At 69.0% G+C, this 19,027-nt stretch carries 18 protein-coding genes, 1 pseudogene and 1 riboswitch; of the genes and pseudogenes, 12 read left to right on the forward strand and 7 right to left on the reverse strand.

Annotated elements, in window-relative coordinates; genetic code table 11:
- Positions 1-6: 6 nt before the first annotated feature.
- The 4 genes from OMP39_RS11630 to OMP39_RS11645 form a co-directional block, all read right to left on the reverse strand.
- Complete coding sequence (locus OMP39_RS11630; protein ID WP_264891886.1) at positions 7-684, reverse strand: DUF484 family protein; 678 nt, start codon at positions 682-684, stop codon at positions 7-9.
- Between the two features lie 40 nt (positions 685-724).
- Positions 725-1,576, reverse strand: a complete 852-nt coding sequence (gene dapF, locus OMP39_RS11635) for a diaminopimelate epimerase (protein ID WP_264891887.1) — start codon at positions 1,574-1,576, stop codon at positions 725-727.
- A gap of 71 nt (positions 1,577-1,647) precedes the next feature.
- On the reverse strand, positions 1,648-2,532 hold the full coding sequence (locus tag OMP39_RS11640; RefSeq protein WP_264891888.1) for an LpxL/LpxP family acyltransferase: 885 nt from the start codon (positions 2,530-2,532) through the stop codon (positions 1,648-1,650).
- Positions 2,533-2,627: 95 nt separating this feature from the next.
- The gene (locus tag OMP39_RS11645) at positions 2,628-3,503 is read right to left on the reverse strand and encodes a lysophospholipid acyltransferase family protein (RefSeq protein ID WP_264891889.1); all 876 of its coding nucleotides are present in this window, start codon (positions 3,501-3,503) and stop codon (positions 2,628-2,630) included.
- Positions 3,504-3,681: 178 nt separating this feature from the next.
- Between OMP39_RS11645 and metK the strand changes: the two genes are divergently transcribed.
- Positions 3,682-4,860 carry a methionine adenosyltransferase gene (gene metK, locus OMP39_RS11650; RefSeq protein ID WP_264891890.1) on the forward strand — a complete coding sequence of 393 codons (1,179 nt, stop codon included), beginning with the start codon at positions 3,682-3,684 and terminating at the stop codon, positions 4,858-4,860.
- Between the two features lie 158 nt (positions 4,861-5,018).
- Here metK and OMP39_RS11655 read toward each other — a convergent pair whose 3' ends face one another.
- Together OMP39_RS11655 and OMP39_RS11660 are read right to left on the reverse strand one after the other, a co-directional pair.
- Complete coding sequence (locus tag OMP39_RS11655) at positions 5,019-5,795, reverse strand: HAD family hydrolase (protein WP_264891891.1); 777 nt, start codon at positions 5,793-5,795, stop codon at positions 5,019-5,021.
- 12 nt (positions 5,796-5,807) lie between these two features.
- Entirely contained in the window at positions 5,808-7,421 is a 1,614-nt protein-coding gene (locus OMP39_RS11660; RefSeq protein ID WP_264891892.1) for a peptide chain release factor 3, read from the reverse strand.
- A gap of 218 nt (positions 7,422-7,639) precedes the next feature.
- A riboswitch (S-adenosyl-L-homocysteine riboswitch) is annotated at positions 7,640-7,751 on the forward strand.
- A 25-nt stretch (positions 7,752-7,776) separates the two neighbouring features.
- Here OMP39_RS11660 and ahcY point away from each other — a divergent pair.
- From ahcY to metF, 3 genes are read left to right on the forward strand one after another with little or no spacing between them, the layout of a single operon-like run.
- Positions 7,777-9,210 carry an adenosylhomocysteinase gene (gene ahcY, locus OMP39_RS11665; protein WP_264891893.1) on the forward strand — a complete coding sequence of 478 codons (1,434 nt, stop codon included), beginning with the start codon at positions 7,777-7,779 and terminating at the stop codon, positions 9,208-9,210.
- Positions 9,211-9,254: 44 nt separating this feature from the next.
- Positions 9,255-10,058: a TlyA family RNA methyltransferase gene (locus OMP39_RS11670; RefSeq protein ID WP_264891894.1), complete on the forward strand. Its 804-nt coding sequence runs from the start codon at positions 9,255-9,257 to the stop codon at positions 10,056-10,058.
- Entirely contained in the window at positions 10,055-10,912 is an 858-nt protein-coding gene (gene metF, locus OMP39_RS11675; protein WP_264891895.1) for a methylenetetrahydrofolate reductase [NAD(P)H], read from the forward strand. The genes OMP39_RS11670 and metF overlap by 4 nt, the downstream gene beginning before the upstream one ends.
- A gap of 36 nt (positions 10,913-10,948) precedes the next feature.
- Here the strand turns inward: metF and OMP39_RS11680 are convergent.
- A pseudogene (locus OMP39_RS11680) lies at positions 10,949-11,848 on the reverse strand (sigma-54 interaction domain-containing protein); the annotation flags it as partial.
- A 10-nt stretch (positions 11,849-11,858) separates the two neighbouring features.
- On the opposite strand from OMP39_RS11680, the gene OMP39_RS11685 reads away from it, so the two are divergent.
- From OMP39_RS11685 to fba, 8 genes are all read left to right on the forward strand, one after another.
- Positions 11,859-12,275, forward strand: a complete 417-nt coding sequence (locus OMP39_RS11685) for an NAD(P)/FAD-dependent oxidoreductase (protein ID WP_264894638.1) — start codon at positions 11,859-11,861, stop codon at positions 12,273-12,275.
- 20 nt (positions 12,276-12,295) lie between these two features.
- Entirely contained in the window at positions 12,296-12,649 is a 354-nt protein-coding gene (locus OMP39_RS11690; protein WP_264891896.1) for a hypothetical protein, read from the forward strand.
- Positions 12,649-13,683 (forward strand): SLAC1 anion channel family protein, encoded by a 1,035-nt coding sequence (locus tag OMP39_RS11695; RefSeq protein WP_264891897.1) that lies wholly within the window; start codon positions 12,649-12,651, stop codon positions 13,681-13,683. The genes OMP39_RS11690 and OMP39_RS11695 overlap by 1 nt, the downstream gene beginning before the upstream one ends.
- A 118-nt stretch (positions 13,684-13,801) precedes the next feature.
- On the forward strand, positions 13,802-14,542 hold the full coding sequence (locus OMP39_RS11700) for an AzlC family ABC transporter permease (RefSeq protein ID WP_264891898.1): 741 nt from the start codon (positions 13,802-13,804) through the stop codon (positions 14,540-14,542).
- Positions 14,539-14,868 (forward strand): AzlD domain-containing protein, encoded by a 330-nt coding sequence (locus OMP39_RS11705; RefSeq protein WP_264891899.1) that lies wholly within the window; start codon positions 14,539-14,541, stop codon positions 14,866-14,868. Before OMP39_RS11700 ends, OMP39_RS11705 begins: the two co-directional genes overlap by 4 nt.
- Positions 14,869-14,982: 114 nt before the next feature.
- Positions 14,983-16,176 (forward strand): phosphoglycerate kinase, encoded by a 1,194-nt coding sequence (locus OMP39_RS11710; RefSeq protein WP_264894552.1) that lies wholly within the window; start codon positions 14,983-14,985, stop codon positions 16,174-16,176.
- Positions 16,177-16,271: 95 nt separating this feature from the next.
- Positions 16,272-17,702, forward strand: a complete 1,431-nt coding sequence (gene pyk, locus OMP39_RS11715) for a pyruvate kinase (protein WP_264891900.1) — start codon at positions 16,272-16,274, stop codon at positions 17,700-17,702.
- 167 nt (positions 17,703-17,869) lie between these two features.
- Complete coding sequence (gene fba / locus OMP39_RS11720; RefSeq protein ID WP_264891901.1) at positions 17,870-18,934, forward strand: class II fructose-bisphosphate aldolase; 1,065 nt, start codon at positions 17,870-17,872, stop codon at positions 18,932-18,934.
- The last annotated feature ends 93 nt before the right edge of the window (positions 18,935-19,027 follow it).

Genomic DNA, 19,027 nt, shown 5'->3' on the forward strand with positions numbered 1-19,027 from the left:
GGCCGCTCAGGCCTGCGCCAGCAGACGCGACAGGCCCGCGCTGGCCAACTCGCCGACGCGCACGAGGAAGTCGGTGCCCATGTCCGCGGTGTAGCGCGTCGGGTCGGGCGAGCCGAGCACGAGCAGCCCGAACGCTGCGGGCACCGAAGGGTGGCGCAACGGCACCAGCGCGAGCGACATCACCGTGCCCGGATCGGCGAGCCACGAGACCGGCTCGAACCCGGAGTTGATGCCGCAGTACGGCAGCGTGAGGCTGGTGACGAAGGACTTGGTGTCGTCCTTCACGCCTTGCGCGAATTCGCGATCCGCGTACTGCGGCGCCACGCCCCACACGCGGATGGCCGCCTGCGGGATGAGGAACTGGCTCTTCAGCTCCTCGACGATCACCTCGGGAATGCGCACCGGGTCGGTGGTGAGCATGATGCTGCGCGTCCAGCGGTGCAGGCGGTCGGCGATGGCCGTGTTCTCCTGCCCGTGTCGGATCATCTCGACGATCTTGAGCTCCAGGCCCTTGATCTTCTCGCGCAGCATTTCCATCTGCCGCTCCTGTAGCGAGACGGCCCGATGCCCGTGAGGACTGGTGAGCTGGATGGAGGCGAGCAACTCGGCATGGCGCTCGAAGAAGCCCGGGGTGTTGGCCAGGTAGTTGGCGATGTCTTCTTCGGTGATGCCTTGGACGTTCATGGCTGAAGCAAGAGGAAGGAAAGAATGGGCGAGCGTCGTCTCACAGCTCGATCTCGCCCTCGAACACGGTGACGGCCGGCCCCGTCATGAAGACCGAAGTGCCGCCGCCCGACCATTCGATCGAGAGCCGGCCCCCGCGGGTGTCCACGTCCACGCGCCGGTCGAGCCAGCCGAGGCGGATGCCCGCGGCCACGGCGGCGCAGGCACCGGTGCCGCAGGCCAAAGTCTCGCCCGAACCGCGCTCGTACACCCGCAGTCGGATGTGAGTGCGCGAGACGATCTGCATGAAGCCGGCGTTGACGCGGCGCGGAAAGCGAGGGTGCCCCTCGATCAGCGGCCCGAGGCGCTCCACGGGGGCCGATTGCACGTCGTCCACCCGTTGCACGGCGTGCGGATTGCCCATCGAGGCCACGGCCACCCACACCGGGGTGCCGTCGACCTCCAGGGGCCACAGTTCGCCCTCGCCCTCGAGGCGGGGTTGGAGGCCCGCCGCATCGAAAGGCACGCGCTCGGGCGCGAAGGCGGGCGGACCCATGTCGACCGTGACGCGGCCGTCGGGCTGCAGGCTGGGTTCGATCACTCCCGACAGCGTCTGCACGCGGATGCGGCGTTTGTCGGTGAGCCCGCGGTCGTGCACGAACTTCACGAAGCAGCGAGCGCCGTTGCCGCACTGCTCGACCTCGCTGCCGTCGGCGTTGACGATGCGGTAGCTGAAGTCCACCTGCGGCGACGGCGCCGGGCCGACGATGAGGATCTGGTCCGCGCCGACGCCGAAGCGCCGGTCGGCCAGCCGCTGGTACTGCTGCGGCGTGAGCTCGATCGGGGCGCGGGTGGCGTCGAGCACGACGAAATCGTTGCCCGCGCCTTGCATCTTGGTGAACCGCAGCTTCATGCGGCGATTATCGCCGCAGGGCCCGGCGGTCGCCCTGCGGCAGCCGTGTCCACGGCAACCAGAGTCGTCGCTCAGTACAGCCCCGGCTCGCCGGGCGGCCGGGTCTTGAACCGCTTGTGCACCCACAGGTACTGCGCCGGGTTGCGTTCGATCTCGGACTCGATCCAGCGGTTCATCGCCAAGGCATCGGCCATCGGATCGTCGCTCGGGAACCCCGACCAGGGCGGCAGGAAACGCACGCGGTAGCCGCGTCCGCGGGGCAGGATCTCGGCCACGACGGGCTGCACCACCATGTCCAGTGCCCGCGCCATGCGCGAGGGCGCCAACAGCGTGGCGGCCGGCACCCCGAAGAAGGGCACGAAGGCGGCATCTTGCATGCCGAAGTCCATGTCCGGCAGGTTGAAGAAGGGCCGGCCCTGGCGGATGCAGCGGATGAGCGGCCGCGAAGACTCCTGCCGCGCGAAGATCTCGGCGCGCCCGAAGCGCAGCCGCCCGCGGCGGATCACCTCGTCGAACACCTTGTTGCTCTGCGCCTGGTAGATGGATGCGGCGTGTTTGCGCACATGCAGCTGCTCGGCCACGCCAGCCACGTCGAGCCCGACGAAGTGCGGCACGAGCCACATCACCGGCTTGTCGCTGCGGTCGGCCAGACCCACATCGCCTTCGACGTGGATGAGCCGTCGCAACCGGGCCTCGCTGCTCCACCACAACAGCGAGCGCTCCAGCAGGCTGCGCGCGAGCCAGCGGAAGTGCTCGCGCGCCAGCGCCTCGCGCTCGGACGCCGTGCGCCCGGGAAAGCACAGCTCCAGGTTGCGCAAGGCGATGCGCCGGCGGGAGCCGGCGACGCGGTACAGCGCGCGCCCGAGCCCGTTGCCCAGGGCAGCCAGCACCGGCAAGGGCAGCCAATGCAGCAACCACAGCACGCCCACGGCCAGACGGGATGCAGCAGCGTTCAAGGAAACAGCACTGACGGGTCGGTCCTCCGGCCCCTGCGGTGTCCCCGTTGCGAGTGAAGTCTCGCGCCCTCCTCGGGGCGGCCGTGCGAAGGGGTTCACGCGTCCTTCCCCAGCAGCGCCGCCTCGCGGCGAGGGGCCTTGTAGCGGTGATACCCCCACAGGTACTGGCCGGGGGCTTGGCGGATCAGTCGTTCCATGGCGTGGTTGATGCTCGCGGCCGCCGATTCTCCCTGATCGTCGGCCGGCAAGGGATCTTGGAACTCGCTGACGTGAACCACGTAGCCCTGCCCGCCTGGCAGCCGCTCGCCCCAGGCGAGCAGGACTTGCGCGCCGGTTTGCTGCGCCAGCCGCGCGGCCAGCGTCATGGTGTAGGCCGGCCTTCCGAAGAAGGGGCTCCACACGCCCAACCCTTCGGGTGGCACCTGGTCGGGCAGCAGGCCGACCGCCTGCCCGGCACGCAAGGCCCGGATCATCTGACGCACGCCGGCCAAGGTGGCCGGCGCGGTGGTCAACCCCGGTCGGCGCCGGGCCTCCTCTGCGAGGGGCCGCAGCGCCGCCTTGCGTGGGGGCCGATACAGCACGGTGATCGGCCCGTGGGCGGCGCCGAAGCGCTCGGCGTACGCCTGCGCCGTCACTTCGAAGCATCCGAGGTGCGGCGTGAGGAACACCACACCCCGCCCGCGAGCAAGCGCGTGCTCGATGTGTTCGGCGCCGTCCCAGCGCACCCGGGGCCCCAACGGCTCGTCGGCCGGTCGCATCCACAGCCAGGGCAGCTCCAGCGCCATGCGGCCGGCCGCAGCCACCGCCTCGCGCGCCTGGCCCCAGGGCACGCCGGCCTGCGCCACGTGGTCGCGAAAGCGTCGACGGTAGGTGGGCGAAGCCCACCACACCAACCACCCGAGCGCGGCACCCACGGCTTGCAGCCATGCCAGGGGCAGGCGCCCGGCACACTTGAAAAGGGTCACGAGCATGACGTCTATAATTCGCGCGTCGCCGGTTTAAGGAACAACTTGCGGGGCGACGCAGGCGCGAAGCATAGCGAGCGTCTGGGGTGACCGGATCATCCGATACCGCTAAAGCGTTCGCCGCACCTCCAGAACCACCGAGTCGGCAAACGCGGCACGGTTCCACAACTCTGGAGTTTCTCAAGTGGCGAACGACTTCCTCTTCACGTCCGAATCCGTGTCCGAAGGCCACCCCGACAAGGTGGCCGACCAGATCTCCGACGCCATCCTGGACGCGATCTTCGAGCAGGATCCGCGCTCGCGAGTGGCTGCCGAGACCTTGTGCAACACGGGCCTCGTGCTGCTGGCGGGGGAGATCACGACGAATGCGCACGTCGACTACATCCAGATCGCCCGCGACACCATCAAGCGCATCGGCTACGACAACACCGAGTACGGCATCGACTACAAGGGCTGCGCCGTGCTCGTGGCCTACGACAAGCAGAGCAACGACATCGCCCAGGGCGTCGACCACGCGTCCGATGACTATCTCAACACGGGCGCCGGCGATCAGGGACTGATGTTCGGATACGCCTGCGACGAAACGCCCGAACTGATGCCGGCGCCGATCTACTATGCCCACCGCATCGTCGAGCGCCAGGCGCAGCTGCGCAAGGACGGCCGCCTGCCCTTCTTGCGGCCCGATGCGAAGAGCCAGATCACGATGCGCTATGTGGACGGGCGGCCGCACTCGATCGACACCGTGGTGCTCTCGAGCCAGCACAGCCCGGAGATGAGCGACGGCAAGCACATGAAGCCCGAGTTCATCGAGGCCTGCATCGAGGAGATCATCAAGCCGGTGTTGCCCAAGGAGTGGCTGCACAACACCCGCTACCTGATCAACCCGACGGGCCGCTTCGTCATCGGCGGGCCGCAGGGGGACTGCGGCCTGACCGGACGCAAGATCATCGTGGACACCTACGGCGGGGCCTGCCCGCACGGCGGCGGCGCCTTCTCCGGCAAGGACCCGACCAAGGTGGACCGCTCGGCGGCGTACGCCGCGCGCTACGTCGCCAAGAACATCGTCGCCGCCGGGCTGGCCCGGCAGTGCCAGATCCAGGTGAGCTACGCCATCGGCGTCGCGCGCCCGATCAACGTCACGGTGTACACCGAGGGCACGGGCGTGATCCCGGACGAGAAGATCGCCGCCCTGGTCAACGAGTTCTTCGATCTGCGCCCCAAGGGCATCATCCAGATGCTCGACCTCCTGCGGCCCATCTACTCGAAGACCGCCGCCTACGGCCACTTCGGCCGCGAAGAACCGGAGTTCACCTGGGAGCGCACCGACAAGGCGGCCGCGCTGCGCGCAGCGGCCGGGCTGTAAGACCGGCACCCGCGCCCGCGGGTCGGCCGCCTTGCGGCGCAGGCTCACATCGCGCAGCGATGTGAAGGCCGGAACGGCCGGCCGCAGCCACAAGGCCCAGGCACTGCGCGCAGCGGCCGGCCTCCAATAGAGGCCGGGTGGCACTACGAGGCGCCCCCTCAGCGCGCCTCCAGCAGCGCCCGAGCCACCTCGGCAAAGCCCGCGCCCCGTTCGCCCTCTGTGACGTAGCGGGGCCGGTGCTCCAGCTGCGCAAGGAAGCGCGCGATATTGGCCACGCCTATGCTGTGCGGGAAGTGGCGGAACATCAGCTGATCGTTGGTGGAGTCGCCGACGTACGCCCAACGGTCGACCTCGGCGGCCAGGTCGGCCCCCAGCAGTTCCCGCGCCACCCAGCAGGCGCCGCGCCACTTGTCGTGGTCGCCGAACCAGCCGTTGACGTGGATGGAGCTGACCGTGGCCTGCATCCCCTCGCTGCGCATCAAGGCCACGACCTGCTCGATGGCCTGGGGTGGCAGATGCGAGAACTCGCTGTGGTCGATGGCGATGTCAGTCTCGCGGCCGGCGCTGTCTCGCGCCAGCGTGGCGCCCGGCACCTCGCGCAGGATGCGCGCGGCGACCTCGCGCAGTCGCTCGGCGTTGCGGGCTCGCTCGCCCTGCGGCTGCACATAGCGGCGGCTGCCGTCGGGCAGCACCGCCATCGCACCGTTCTCGGGGACGATGGCCGCGACCGGCCAGCGGCGGGCGAACGGCTCGGACCAGCCGAGCGGCCGCCCGGTGACCGCGATGACGGTGACACCGGCGGCTTGCAGCGATGCCAGAGCGTCGAGCGCCGGGGGCTCGATCTCGCCGTCGCGCGTGAGCGTGTCGTCGATGTCGGTGAACACACCGCGGATCCGACGGCGCGCCTGCAGGGGCCACTCGCGCAAGGGTCGCATCGGCGCCGAAGCTCACGCCACCTTTTCCAAGACCAGCCCGGCGTGCTCGCGCAACGGGTGGAAGTGGATCTTCGGGAAGCGCTCCTGGGTGAGCCGCAGGTCGTAGGGCGAGGTCAGCAGGTAGGCCAGCGTGTCGGCGGCGTCGAGCGCCAGCTTGCTGGCGTTGGCGTCGGTGAACTTCTTGAGCTCCTCCGGCGAGTCGGCGGTGATCCAGCGGGCGCCGACGAAGCGCGAGGGCATGAGCCGCACCTCGACGCCGTACTCGGCCTTCAAGCGGTGCTGCACCACCTCGAACTGCAGCTGGCCGACGGCGCCCAGCAGCATCGGCCCGCCTTCTTGCGGACGGAACACCTGGATCGCGCCCTCCTCACCCAGTTGCAGCAAACCCGCCTGCAGCTGCTTGCTCTTCATCGGATTGGCCAGTTCCACGGCCTGGAAGAGCTCGGGCGCGAAGAACGGTAGCCCGGTGTATTGCAGCCCCGCCTGCGAGGCGTGGCCCTCGGTAATGGTGTCGCCCAGCTGCACGCCCCCGTGCGTGGTGAAACCGATGATGTCGCCGGCATACGCCTCGTCGACGGCCTCGCGCCGCTGCGACAGGAAGGTGACGACGCTCGTGGGGCGCAGTTCCTTGCCGGTACGCTGCACCTTGAGCTTCATGCCCTGCGTGTAGCGGCCGGAGTAGACGCGCACGAAGGCGATGCGGTCGCGGTGCGACGGGTCCATGTTGGCCTGCACCTTGAACACGACGCCCGAGAAGTGCTCGTCGTCGGGCTGCACGATGCGCACGCCTGCGTTGCGCGGCGCGGGCGACGGCGCGAGATCGACCAACGCGTCCAGCACCTCCTGCACGCCGAAGTTGTTCACCGCCGAGCCGAAGAAGACCGGCGTCTGCCGGGCGGCGAGGAAGGCCTCACGGTCGAAGGCCGGCGCGGCCTCGGTGAGCAGCTCGATGTTCTGCTCGGCCAGCTCGAAGTCGTGCCCGAAGCGCTCGCGCAGCGCCTGCGCCTCGGATAGCGGCACGATCTCCTGCTCGGTCACGCGGTCCTCGCCGGCGCGGAAAAGGCGCATGTGCTTGGCACGCAGGTCCACGATGCCGCCGAAGGCCTTGCCCTGCCCCACCGGCCAGGTCATCGGCACGCAGGGCATGCCCAGTTCGGCCTCGATCTCGTCGAGCAGCGCGATGGGGTCGCGCCCCTCGCGGTCCATCTTGTTGATGAAGGTGATGATCGGCGTGTCGCGCTGGCGGCAGACCTCGATCAGCCGCCGCGTCTGGGGCTCCACGCCGTTGGCCGCGTCGATCACCATGAGCGCCGAGTCCACCGCCGTCAGCACGCGGTAGGTGTCCTCCGAGAAGTCGCGGTGGCCGGGCGTGTCGAGCAGGTTGATGACGTGATCCCGGTAGAGCATCTGCATCACCGAGCTCGCCACCGAAATGCCGCGCTGCTTCTCGATCTCCATCCAGTCTGAGGTGGCGTGACGCGAGGCCTTGCGCGCCTTGACGCTGCCGGCGATGTGGATGGCGCCGGAAAAGAGCAGCAGCTTCTCGGTCAGCGTGGTCTTGCCCGCGTCGGGGTGCGAGATGATCGCGAAGGTGCGGCGGCGTTGGGTTTCGGCGCGAAAGCTCATGGCAGGCAGTCGGCGGGCGCCGGAGGGCCCGGCGCCCGCAGAAGGGGCAGGAAAACCCGACATTGTCCGACATCCGGGCCCAGCCCCCGTCGCCCCGGGGCCTCTGGCGCGTGAGGAAAACCGCGGCGGCTCTCGCTGGTCCGAAGGCCCGGGCGCGCGCGCCGGCCACGGTCGCTTCGTTGAGTCCTCGAAAGCGGCCGGGTAGAATGGCGGCCTCTTGCTTCGAGGAGCGTTGCAACGCGGGTGCCTGCCCGCGCCAGGCTCGAAGCGGCCGGTACCTTGGGCACTTCGTGGCGGGGGCCGGCTCCTAGGCAACGGCGCTCGCGTACTGACTTTCATGGAAAGGAGGGCGCGAATGAGCGCCGTACTCGACACCGCCACCCAGGACTTCATCGTCGCCGACCTGGCCCTCGCCGACTGGGGCCGCAAGGAAATCCGCATCGCCGAAACGGAAATGCCCGGGCTCATGGCGATCCGCGAGGAGTACGCCGCCAGCCAGCCACTGAAGGGCGCGCGCATCGCCGGCTCGCTGCACATGACCATCCAGACGGCGGTGCTCATCGAAACGCTGCAGGCCTTGGGGGCGCGGGTGCGCTGGGCCTCGTGCAACATCTTCTCGACGCAGGACCACGCCGCCGCCGCGATCGCCGCCGCCGGCACGCCCGTTTTCGCCTACAAGGGCGAAAGCCTGGCCGACTACTGGGACTACACGCATCGCATCTTCGAGTTCGGCCCCAAGGGCAGCGAGCACGAAGGCCCGAACATGATTCTGGACGACGGAGGCGACGCGACGCTCTTGATGCACCTGGGCAAGAAGGCCGAGAAGGACCGCTCGGTGCTCGCGAACCCGGGCAGCGAAGAGGAGCGCATCCTGTTTGCCGCCATCGAGGCCAAGCTCGCGGAGGACCCGACCTGGTACTCGCGCAAGAGCGCGCACATCATCGGCGTCACCGAAGAAACCACCACCGGCGTCAACCGGCTCAAGCAGATGTCGGCCCGCGGGGAGCTGATGTTCCGCGCCATCAACGTCAACGACTCGGTCACCAAGAGCAAGTTCGACAACCTCTACGGGTGCCGGGAATCGCTGGTGGACGGCATCAAGCGCGCGACCGACGTGATGATCGCCGGCAAGATCGCCGTGGTGTGCGGCTACGGCGACGTGGGCAAGGGCTCGGCCCAGGCGCTGCGCGCGCTCTCGGCCCAGGTGTGGGTGACCGAGATCGACCCGATCTGCGCGCTGCAGGCCGCGATGGAAGGCTACCGCGTCGTGACGATGGACTACGCCGCCGACAAGGCCGACATCTTCGTCACCGCCACGGGCAACAAGGGCGTGATCACGTTCGAGCACATGGCCCTGATGAAGGACCAGGCCATCGTCTGCAACATCGGCCACTTCGACAACGAGATCGACGTCGCCGCGCTCGAGGCCAAGTGCAAGTGGGAAGAGATCAAGCCGCAGGTGGACCACGTGATCTTCCCCGACGGCAAGCGCATCATCCTGCTCGCCAAGGGCCGCCTGGTGAACCTGGGCTGCGCCACCGGCCACCCGAGCTACGTGATGAGCAGCTCGTTCGCGAACCAGACGATCGCGCAGATCGAGCTCTTCACGCACCGCGATGCGTACGAGGTGGGCAAGGTCTACACGCTGCCCAAGCACCTGGACGAGAAGGTGGCGCGACTGCAACTGAAGAAGCTCGGCGCGATGCTGACCGAACTGACCGACGAGCAGGCCGCCTACATCGGCGTGCCGAAGGAAGGGCCGTACAAGCCCGACACGTACAGGTACTGATCCACCCGCCGACCGGGCGGCGTCGCTGCCGCCCGGGTGCAGCCATGCCCCGAGTCGACCAGCTCCTCGTGCTACGCGGCCTCGCGCCGACGCGTTCGGCCGCACAGCGGCTCATCGAGCGCGGGGCCGTGCGCTGGCTCGCCGCCCACGGCTGGCAGGTGCCCCGCAAGGCAGGCGACGAGCTGCCCGAGAGCGCGGAACTGGAGCTGGTGGACGACGCGGAACTGCGGTATGTGTCCCGCGGCGGCCTCAAGCTCGAAGGGGCGCTGCGCCACACGACAGTCGAGGTGGCGGGCCGACGCTGCCTGGACCTCGGCCAGAGCACCGGGGGCTTCACCGACGTGCTGCTCCAGCAAGGGGCGGCCGTCGTGGTGGGCGTGGACGTCGGCCACGGCCAGTTGCACGAGAAGCTGCGCAGCGATCCGCGGGTCATTGCGTACGAAGGGGTCAACGCCAAGGATCTGGCGGCCAGTCCTTTCGGGCAGCGGCACCAGGGCGAGCACTTCGACCTGGTCGTGGGCGACCTCTCCTTCATCTCGCTCGCACGGGTGCTGCCCGCCGTGGCCCCATGGCTGGCACCGGAAGGCGACGTGCTCTTGCTCGTCAAGCCGCAGTTCGAGGCAGGGCGCGCCCACGTCGGCAAGGGCGGGCTGGTGAAGGACCCGGCGCAGTGGGCGGCCATCGAGCAGCGCATCCGGGCCGCCTGCACCGAAGTGGGCTGGACCGTGCGCGACTATTTCGAAAGCCCCATCACCGGCGGCGACGGCAACCGCGAGTTCTTCGTCTGGGCCACGGCCCGACCCGCCCCGTCCGACACCGGACAGGGCTTGCACACACACGAGACATGAGCACTCCTCACCACACCTCCGCCTGCTCGCTGGCCGTGAGCTTCGAGTTCTTTCCACCCAAGACGCCGGAAGGCGTCGACAAGCTCGCCGCGGTGCGCCAGCAGCTCTATGCGCTGAAACCCCAGTACTGCTCGGTCACGTACGGCGCCGGGGGGTCGACGCAAGAGGGCACCCTGCAGACCGTGCGTGCGATCCTGGCCGAAGGGGTGGACGCGGCACCGCACTTTTCCTGCATCGGCGCCAGCAAGGACAGCATCCGCGAGAAGCTCCAGCAGTTTCGCGCGGCCGGCGTGCGGCGCATCGTCGCCTTGCGCGGCGATCTGCCTTCAGGCTACGGCGGCTTCGGTGAATTCCGCTATGCCAGCGATCTGGTCGCCTTCATCCGCGAGGAGACCGGCAACCACTTCCACATCGAGGTGGCCGCCTACCCGGAAATGCACCCGCAAGCCCGCTCGCCGGAGGCCGACCTCGACGCCTTCGTCACCAAGGTCCGGGCTGGTGCCGATGCGGCCATCACGCAGTACTTCTTCAACCCGGACGCCTATTTCCGCTTCGTTGACGAAGTGCACGCGCGGGGCGTGGACATCCCCATCGTGCCGGGCATCATGCCGATCACCAGTTCGGCCCAGCTGCTGCGCTTCTCGGACGCCTGCGGTGCGGAGGTGCCGCGGTGGATCCGCACGCGGCTGATGTCCTTCGGCGACGACAAGGCCTCGATCCAGGCGTTCGGCCTGGACGTGGTCACCCAGCTGTGCGAGCGCCTGCGGGCCGCGGGCGTGCCGGGGCTTCACTTCTACACGATGAACCAAGCCGGCGCGACGCTCGAGATCTGCCGACGACTGGGACTGGCCTGACGCAGCCGAGGCACCGGGCACCCGGGGCGGCTTCGTTCACCCGGCGCTCTTGAGGGCGCGCAGCTTCCGGTACAGCGAGCGCTCGCTCAACCCGAGCTCGCGGGCGAGCTGCGCGCGAGTGCCACGGTGGTGGGCCAGGCGCTCGCGCAGGACGGAGAGCTCGATCTCCTTGAGGAGCGGCTCTTTGCTCTTGGCCGGGCCGCCCGCCGTCGACGGGGTGGCGCGCTCCCCCGTGCCGCCCACGTCGGCCAGCGACTGCTCGATGTGCTCGGCCTCGATCGTCTGGTCGTCGCACAAGAGTGCGGCGCGTTCGAGGACGTTGCGCAGCTCCCTCACGTTGCCGGGAAAGGGGTAGTTCATCAGGCGCCGCAAGGCGTCGGCGGACAGGGCCAGGCGGCGCGACCGGCCCGACACGCGCGCCAGCAGCGTCTCGGCCAGCAAGGGGATGTCCTCGACCCGCTCTCGCAGGCTGGGCAGTCGGATCGGGAACGTGCTGAGGCGGTAGTAGAGGTCTTCCCGGAATCGGCCCTGCGCGATCATCGCGCGCAAATCGCGGTGCGTGGCAGAGACGACGCGCACGTCGGCCCGGCGCAGGTCGGTGCTGCCCACGCGCCGGTAGGTGCCGCTTTCGAGCAGTCGCAGCAGCTTGACCTGCAAGGTGAGCGGGATGTCGCCCACCTCATCGAGGAACAGCGTGCCGCCGTCGGCGGCCTCCACCAGGCCGCGCTTGCTGGCGGAGGCACCGGTGAAGGCGCCGCGCTCGTGGCCGAACAACTCGCTCTCGAACAGGGTCTCGGGCAAGCTCGCGCAGTCGACGACCACGAGGGGCGAAGCGGCCCGGTCACTGGCCTCGTGCACGGCGCGGGCGACCAGCTCCTTGCCGGTGCCCGACTCCCCGAGCAACAGCACGCTCGCCCGCGAGGGACCGACGCGCGCCCCCGACGCAGTGAAAAAGAGCGACCTGTCGTGGAAGGAAGGCCCCTTCGCTCCCGGCGGTTGGCTCGAGGTGGACAAGGCCACGCTGCAGCACCGGCGCTTTCCGAACGTCTTCGGCATCGGGGACATCAACGGCACACCGCGCGGCAAGACGGCCGCTACCGTCAAGAAGAGCGCTCCGTTGGTGGCGCACAACCTCGTGCAAGTCATCGCCGGGCGCGCTCCCGACGCGAGCTTCGACGGCTACACCTCGTGCCCCATGATCACGCGCGAAGGCTCGGCCATGCTCATCGAGTTCAACTACGAGGGCAAGCTCACGCCCTCCCTGCCCATGATCGAACCGCTGCAGGACAGCTACATGGCCTGGCTGCTCAAGTACCGGCTGCTCAAGCCGGCCTATGTCGCGGTGCTGAAGGGCCGCGTGTGATCGCGGACGGAGACGAGACCATGTATGAACTCTGGTTGACTTTGAACATCGTCTGGGAACTGGCACGCGCGGCGGCGCCCCTCGTGCTGGCGGCCGTGGGACTGTGGCTGGCGGTGATCGGGACCGCCGTGTTCAGGCGGGCACAGTGGCGACAGGCCCTGGCCCCGGCCGCGGGACTCGCATTGCTCGCCGCCATCGCGGTGTTCGCGACGCTGCCCTCGCTCACGCGCTCCTCGTTCGGTGAGCTGCGCTATTGGGTAGACTGGGCCAACCTCGCCGCCATCGCTGTGGCCGGCGGCGCGATCATGCTCGCCTACGCCTGGCCGCTGTTGGCCTTGCGAGGCACCGCTTGTCCCTGGAAAGAACCGTCCTGATGACGTCTCGCCCACCCCACGCGGCGCAGCCGCTGCGTTTTCTGATGCCCGGATGGTTCGCCGCCGTGATGGGCCTGAGCGGACTTGCACTCGCCTGGTGGGGGGCCCGGCATGCGCTGGGCGAGTTGGCGGCGGGCGTGTCCGCCTTGCTCGCCCTGGTCGCCGCCCTCGCGTTCATGCTGCTGGCCCTCCTGAGCATCGTGCGCTGGCAACGGCACCCGGACGCGGTGCGAGAGGACCTCCATCACCCCGTCCGGCACGCCTTCTGGGCCACGATCCCCATCTCGGGGATGCTGCTGGCGACGCTGTGGGTGGCGCATCGGGGCGCGAGCGAAGGCGCGCGGGCGCTGTGGTGGGTCTCGAGCCTGGCCCAGCTGGCTGTGACCGTGGCCGTCACCGCGCGGTGGTGGAAGGGCAACCAACCCGGTGGCCTCGTCTGGCCGGCCATCACGCCCGCGCTGTTCATCCCCATCGTCGGCAACGTGCTCGCCCCGTTGGCCGGCGTGCCCCTCGGCCATCCCGAGTGGTCGGCCGCGCAGTTCGGCATCGGGCTCGTGTTCTGGCCGGTGGTGCTGGTACTCATCATGGTGCGCAAGGCCACCACCGGGCTGTGGCCCGAGCGTCTGTTGCCCACGGCGTTCATCCATGTCGCGCCGCCTGCCGTGGGGGCCCTGTCCTTGATGCAGTTCGGCGCGCCGGTGCTGGTGGTGTGGGCCGCCTGGGGCATGGCGCTCGTGTTCCTGCTGTGGGCCGCCACGCAGGTGCGGCGTATCGCGTCCCTGCCCTTCGGCGTTCCCCACTGGGCCATGTCCTTCCCGCTCGCCGCCTTCTCGGGGCTCACCTTGCGTCTTTCCGAGGCGGGCCACGGCGGGATGCAGCTGCTCGGGGTCGTGGCGCTCTCGCTGACGAGCCTCGTCATCGCCGGTCTCGTGCTCGGCACGGCGCGCGGCTTGCGCCAGGGCACGCTGCTCGTGCCCGAACCTGCGCCCGCGGCCCCGGTCCTGGGCGCCGACGTCCCCAGCGGCAGGGCCTGACCGCGGCTCGCCCTGAGTGCGGCCGGGCGCAGGCGGGCGGCCGCGCTGACGGCAAGCTGAACGCGATCCCGCAGAATCGACGCGATGGCCGGGGCCCGCCACAATGGCGGCCCTCTGCATGATGTATCACGCCGCCTCTGCCCTGCTGCGCCACCCCGAATTCAAGCGGGGGGCCGTCGACATGATCCATGTCGCCCTCGGCATTGCTGCCTGGGGGCTGGTGACGGGCGTCGCCATGGTCAAGAGCGGACTGGGGGTGCCGCTCGCCGTGGCCATGTCGCTGCTGGTCTTCGCCGGCAGTGCACAGCTGGCGGCGCTGCCGCTCATGACGAGCGGTGCGCCGATCTGGGTGGTGTGGGCCACCGCCTTCTGCGTGAACCTGCGCTTCGTCATCTTCAGCGCGATGTGGCGGCCGTACTTCGCGCGTTTCCCACGGTGGCAACGCTGCGTGCTGGGCTACTTCAGCGGCGACCTCAATTACGTGCTGTTCATGAAGCGCTTTCCAGACGGCGAGCCGCACCCCGACCAGATCCCCTACTACTGGGGCGGCGTCGCCACCAACTGGTTGGGCTGGCAGGTGTCGTCGATGATCGGCATCGGCTTGGCCAACGCCATTCCGACCCATTGGGGCCTGGGTTTCGCCGGCGTGCTGGCGTTGCTGGGCATCGCCTGCTCGCTGCTGCAAGACCGCGCCACCTGGGTGGCCGCGGCCGTCGCCTGCGCGGCGGCGGTGGCCGCCTATGCGCTGCCGCTGCGCCTGAACATCCTCGTGGCGATCGCCGCCGCGGTCGCCACGGGCCTCGCCATGGAAGCCGCGGATCGGGTGCGCGCCCGCGCGAGTGCGAAGGAGGTCCCGTGAGCCCCTGGGAGGCGTTGGTCACGATCCTCGGCCTGGCGGTCATCACCGTCGTCACGCGCAGCTTCTTCCTGCTGCCTGAGCAGGACCTGCCGCTGCCCGGCTGGCTCAAGCGCGGACTGCGCTATGCGCCGCTGGCGGCGCTGGCCGCCGTGATCGCGCCCGAGGTGCTGCTCACACAAGGGCATTTCCTGCCGACCTGGCAGGATGCCCGGCTGCCGGCGATCGTCGCGGCCGCGGCCTACTACTTCTGGCGACGCGGCATCCTGGGCACCATCGTCACCGGCATGGCGGTGTTCCTGCCGCTGCGCCTCATCGCGGGCTGGTGACGGTCAACCGCGCGTGACGGACCTCACGTCCGGGCACGGCACAATGTCGGGCGGTGCCGGCGAGCCCGCGCTCGTCGGCGACGGCTTCTCACTTTGGCCATCCTCGACGACATCATGAACATCCTGCGCTTTTCCGATCTCATCGCCCAGGGCAAGGTCCGCGGTCAACGCGTGTTCATCCGCGCCGACCTGAACGTGCCCCAGGACGATCAGGGCCGCATCACCGAAGACACCCGCATCCGCGCCTCCGTACCCTGCATCCGCATGGCACTGGACGCGGGCGCGGCCGTCATGGTCACCTCGCACCTGGGCCGCCCCACGGAGGGCGAGTTCAAGCCCGAGGATTCGCTCGCCCCGGTGGCGCAGCGCTTGTCCGAGCTGCTCGGCCGCGAGGTGCCGCTCGTCTCGAACTGGGTGGACGGCGTGCAGGTCGAGCCGGGTCAGGTGGTGCTGCTGGAGAACTGCCGCCTCAACAAGGGCGAGAAGAAGAACAACGAAGAGCTGGCCCGCAAGATGGCAGCCCTGTGCGACATCTTCGTGCACGACGCTTTCGGTACGGCCCACCGCGCCGAAGCATCGACCTACGGCATTGCGCAGTTCGCGAAGGTGGCGTGCGCCGGCCCGCTGCTGGCCGCCGAGATCGACGCCATCACCAAGGCTCTCCACGACCCCAAGCGCCCGCTCGTGGCCATCGTCGCGGGCTCGAAGGTCTCCACCAAGCTCACGATCCTGCAGTCGCTGGCCAAGAACGTGGACCAGCTCGTCGTCGGCGGCGGCATCGCCAACACCTTCATGCTGGCCGCGGGCCTGCCCATCGGCAAGAGCCTCGCCGAGCCCGACCTCGTGGGCGAAGCCAAGGCCGTGATGGACGCTATGAAGGCGCGGGGCGCGGAAGTACCCATCCCGGTGGACGTCGTGGTGGCCAAGGAGTTCAAGGCCGACGCCCCTGCCACCATCAAAGCAGCCACCGAGGTCGCGGCCGACGAGATGATCCTCGACATCGGACCCAAGACCGCCGCGATGCTCGCGGACAAGCTCAAGGCGGCGGGCACCATCGTCTGGAACGGCCCGGTGGGCGTGTTCGAGTTCGACGCCTTCGCGGCGGGCACCGAGACCGTGGCGCGCGCGATCGCGCAGTCGAGCGCCTTCTCCATCGCGGGCGGCGGCGACACGCTGGCCGCGATCGCCAAGTACGGCATCGAGAAGGACATCGGCTACATCTCCACCGGTGGGGGCGCCTTCCTGGAAGTGCTGGAAGGCAAGACCTTGCCTGCCTTCGAGATCCTGCAAAAGCGCGCCGCAGGCTGACGCGCCGGGGCCCGCACGGGCCCCGCATGTAACCCCGATCCACTTTTCGGGCCCATAATAGGAAACAAAGTTACGGACCCGAACCCCCGACCACCATGCCGCGAGCCACCAAGATCGTCGCCACCCTCGGCCCCGCCTCGTCCTCGCCCGACGTCCTGGAGCGGATGATCCGCGCCGGGGTGGACGTGGTGCGGCTCAACTTCTCGCACGGCACCGCGCAGGACCACATCGACCGCGCGGCGCTCGTGCGCGAGGTGGCGCAGCGGGTGGGCAAGGAGGTGGCCATCATGGCCGACCTGCAGGGCCCGAAGATCCGGGTGGGCAAGTTCGAGGGCGGCAAGGTCCAGCTCGAGGCCGGCCAGCCGTTCATCCTCGACGCCGCCCTCGCGGGCCCCGGCAACCAGGAACGGGTGGGGCTGGACTACAAGCAGCTGCCGCGCGACGTGAAGCCGGGCGACACGCTGCTGCTCAACGACGGCCTCATCGTCCTCACGGTAGATCGCATCGTCGGCGAGGAGGTGCACACCTACGTCAAGGTCGGCGGCGAGCTGTCCAACAACAAGGGCATCAATAAGCTGGGCGGCGGGCTCACCGCGCCGGCCCTGACGGCCAAGGACATGGAGGACATCCGCACCGCGATGAGCTTCCAGTGCGACTACCTGGCCGTGAGCTTCCCCAAGAGCGCCACCGACATGGAAATGGCGCGCCAACTGGCCAATGTCGCGGGCGAGCCCTGGCGGCACAAGCCCGGGCTGATCGCCAAGATCGAGCGCAGCGAGGCCATCTCCCAGCTCGACGCGATCCTCAAGGCGAGCGACGGCATCATGGTCGCGCGCGGCGACCTCGCCGTGGAAGTGGGCAACGCCGCGGTGCCGGCGCTGCAAAAGCGCATGATCCGCCTCGCACGCGAGATGGACAAGGTGGTCATCACGGCCACCCAGATGATGGAGTCGATGATCGTCAACCCGGTCCCCACGCGCGCCGAGGTGAGCGACGTCGCCAACGCGGTGCTCGACGGCACCGATGCGGTGATGCTCTCGGCCGAAACGGCCGCGGGCAAGTACCCCGTCGAGACGATCGAGCAGATGGCCACCATCGCCGAGGAGGTCGAGCGCGCCGAGGAGGTCTCGCTCGACGCCGATTTCACCAACAAGCGCTTCGGCCGGATCGACCAGTCCATCGCCATGGGCGCCCTCTTCACGGCCCACCACCTGGGCTGCAAAGCGATCATCGCGCTCACCGAGTCCGGCTCCACCGCCCTGTGGATGAGCCGCTACAAGATCCACGTGCCGATCTACGGGCTGACCTCGCAGATCACGTCCCAGCGCAAGATGGCGCTGTACCGCAACGTTCAGCCGATGCTGATGGAGAGTTGTCACGACCGCGACGAGGCCTTGCACCGTGCCGAGGCCCTGCTGGTCGAGCGAGGCGTTCTGCGCCCCGGCGACACCTATGCCATCACCTGCGGCGAGCCGATGGGGTACCCGGGCGGCACCAACATGCTCAAGGTCTGCCGCGTGGGCTGATCGCCGAGCGCCGGGCGGGGCCTCGGCCGGATGCGAACAGTCACGGTTGGCCCCCTCCCCAGGGCTAGAATCTGGGCCGATTACAAAGCGGTTTCACGGCCGTCGCAGCCCAAGAGGCGCGACGGGCGGAGGCGCGTTACCGGTTCTGTCAACTCTAGGGGCCTACCATGCCACTCGTTTCGATGCGCCAACTGCTGGACCATGCCGCCGAGCACGGCTACGGCATTCCGGCGTTCAACGTCAACAACCTGGAGCAGGTCCAGGCGATCATGAGCGCGGCCGACGAAGTCGGCGCGCCGGTGATCATGCAAGCCTCGGCCGGTGCCCGCAAGTACGCCGGCGAGTCGTTCCTCAAGCACCTCATCCAGGCCGCCGTCGAGGCCTATCCGCACATCCCTGTCGTCATGCACCAGGACCACGGGCAGAGCCCCGACGTCTGCAAGGGCGCGATCGAGCTGGGCTTCTCGTCGGTGATGATGGACGGCTCTTTGCAAGCCGACGGCAAGACCATCGCGACCTACGAGTACAACGTGGAGGTCACCAAGAAGGTGGTCGACATGGCCCACGCGCTCGGCGTCACCGTCGAGGGTGAACTCGGCTGCCTGGGCTCGCTCGAGACGATGAAGGGCGACAAGGAAGACGGCCACGGCGCCGAGGGCACGATGACGCGCGACCAGCTGCTCACCGACCCCGAGCAGGCGGCCGACTTCGTCAAGAAGACGCAGCTTGACGCGCTGGCCATTGCCATCGGCACGAGCCACGGCGCCTACAAGTTCAGCCGCAAGCCCACGGGCGACATCCTGGCGATCGACCGCGTCAAGGAGATCCACGCGCGCATCCCCAACACCCACCTCGTGATGCACGGCTCGTCTTCCGTGCCGCAGGAACTGCTGGAGGAGATCCGCAAGTACGGTGGCGACATGAAGGAGACCTACGGTGTGCCCGTCGAGGAAATCCAGGAGGCCATCAAGCACGGCGTGCGCAAGATCAACATCGACACCGACATCCGCCTCGCGATGACGGCCGCGATCCGCCGCTTCTTCGTCGAGCACCCCTCGAAGTTCGACCCGCGCGAGTACCTCAAGCCTGCGCGCGAAGCGGCCAAGGCCATCTGCAAGCAGCGCTACCTCGAGTTCGGCTGCGAGGGCCAGGGCGCTAAAATCAAGCCCATCCCGCTGACCGAAATGGCCCGTCGCTACGCCGCGGGCGAGCTGGCCCAGGTCGTCCAGTAAGCAGCCGAAGGCCGGCCGATCGGTATACGCGGCCTGCTGCACGGTTCGACGCCCGCTTGCGCAGCGGGCGTTTTCGTTTTGGCCCTACCCCGG

Origin of the sequence: Schlegelella aquatica (assembly GCF_026013905.1) — a bacterium.
Taxonomy (GTDB): domain Bacteria; phylum Pseudomonadota; class Gammaproteobacteria; order Burkholderiales; family Burkholderiaceae_C; genus Caldimonas; species Caldimonas aquatica.

What these genes read in the sequence shown, in the direction of transcription:
- OMP39_RS11660 (WP_264891892.1), bottom strand. Translation starts at nt 7,421, where the DNA reads ATGAGCTTTCGCGCCGAAACCCAACGCCGCCGCACCTTCGCGATCATC.
- OMP39_RS11700 (WP_264891898.1), top strand. Translation starts at nt 13,802, where the DNA reads ATGATGTATCACGCCGCCTCTGCCCTGCTGCGCCACCCCGAATTCAAG.
- metF (WP_264891895.1), top strand. Translation starts at nt 10,055, where the DNA reads ATGAGCACTCCTCACCACACCTCCGCCTGCTCGCTGGCCGTGAGCTTC.
- OMP39_RS11710 (WP_264894552.1), top strand. Translation starts at nt 14,983, where the DNA reads ATGAACATCCTGCGCTTTTCCGATCTCATCGCCCAGGGCAAGGTCCGC.
- fba (WP_264891901.1), top strand. Translation starts at nt 17,870, where the DNA reads ATGCCACTCGTTTCGATGCGCCAACTGCTGGACCATGCCGCCGAGCAC.
- OMP39_RS11690 (WP_264891896.1), top strand. Translation starts at nt 12,296, where the DNA reads ATGTATGAACTCTGGTTGACTTTGAACATCGTCTGGGAACTGGCACGC.
- dapF (WP_264891887.1), bottom strand. Translation starts at nt 1,576, where the DNA reads ATGAAGCTGCGGTTCACCAAGATGCAAGGCGCGGGCAACGATTTCGTC.
- OMP39_RS11670 (WP_264891894.1), top strand. Translation starts at nt 9,255, where the DNA reads ATGCCCCGAGTCGACCAGCTCCTCGTGCTACGCGGCCTCGCGCCGACG.
- OMP39_RS11645 (WP_264891889.1), bottom strand. Translation starts at nt 3,503, where the DNA reads ATGCTCGTGACCCTTTTCAAGTGTGCCGGGCGCCTGCCCCTGGCATGG.
- OMP39_RS11695 (WP_264891897.1), top strand. Translation starts at nt 12,649, where the DNA reads ATGACGTCTCGCCCACCCCACGCGGCGCAGCCGCTGCGTTTTCTGATG.
- pyk (WP_264891900.1), top strand. Translation starts at nt 16,272, where the DNA reads ATGCCGCGAGCCACCAAGATCGTCGCCACCCTCGGCCCCGCCTCGTCC.
- OMP39_RS11655 (WP_264891891.1), bottom strand. Translation starts at nt 5,795, where the DNA reads ATGCGACCCTTGCGCGAGTGGCCCCTGCAGGCGCGCCGTCGGATCCGC.
- OMP39_RS11630 (WP_264891886.1), bottom strand. Translation starts at nt 684, where the DNA reads ATGAACGTCCAAGGCATCACCGAAGAAGACATCGCCAACTACCTGGCC.
- ahcY (WP_264891893.1), top strand. Translation starts at nt 7,777, where the DNA reads ATGAGCGCCGTACTCGACACCGCCACCCAGGACTTCATCGTCGCCGAC.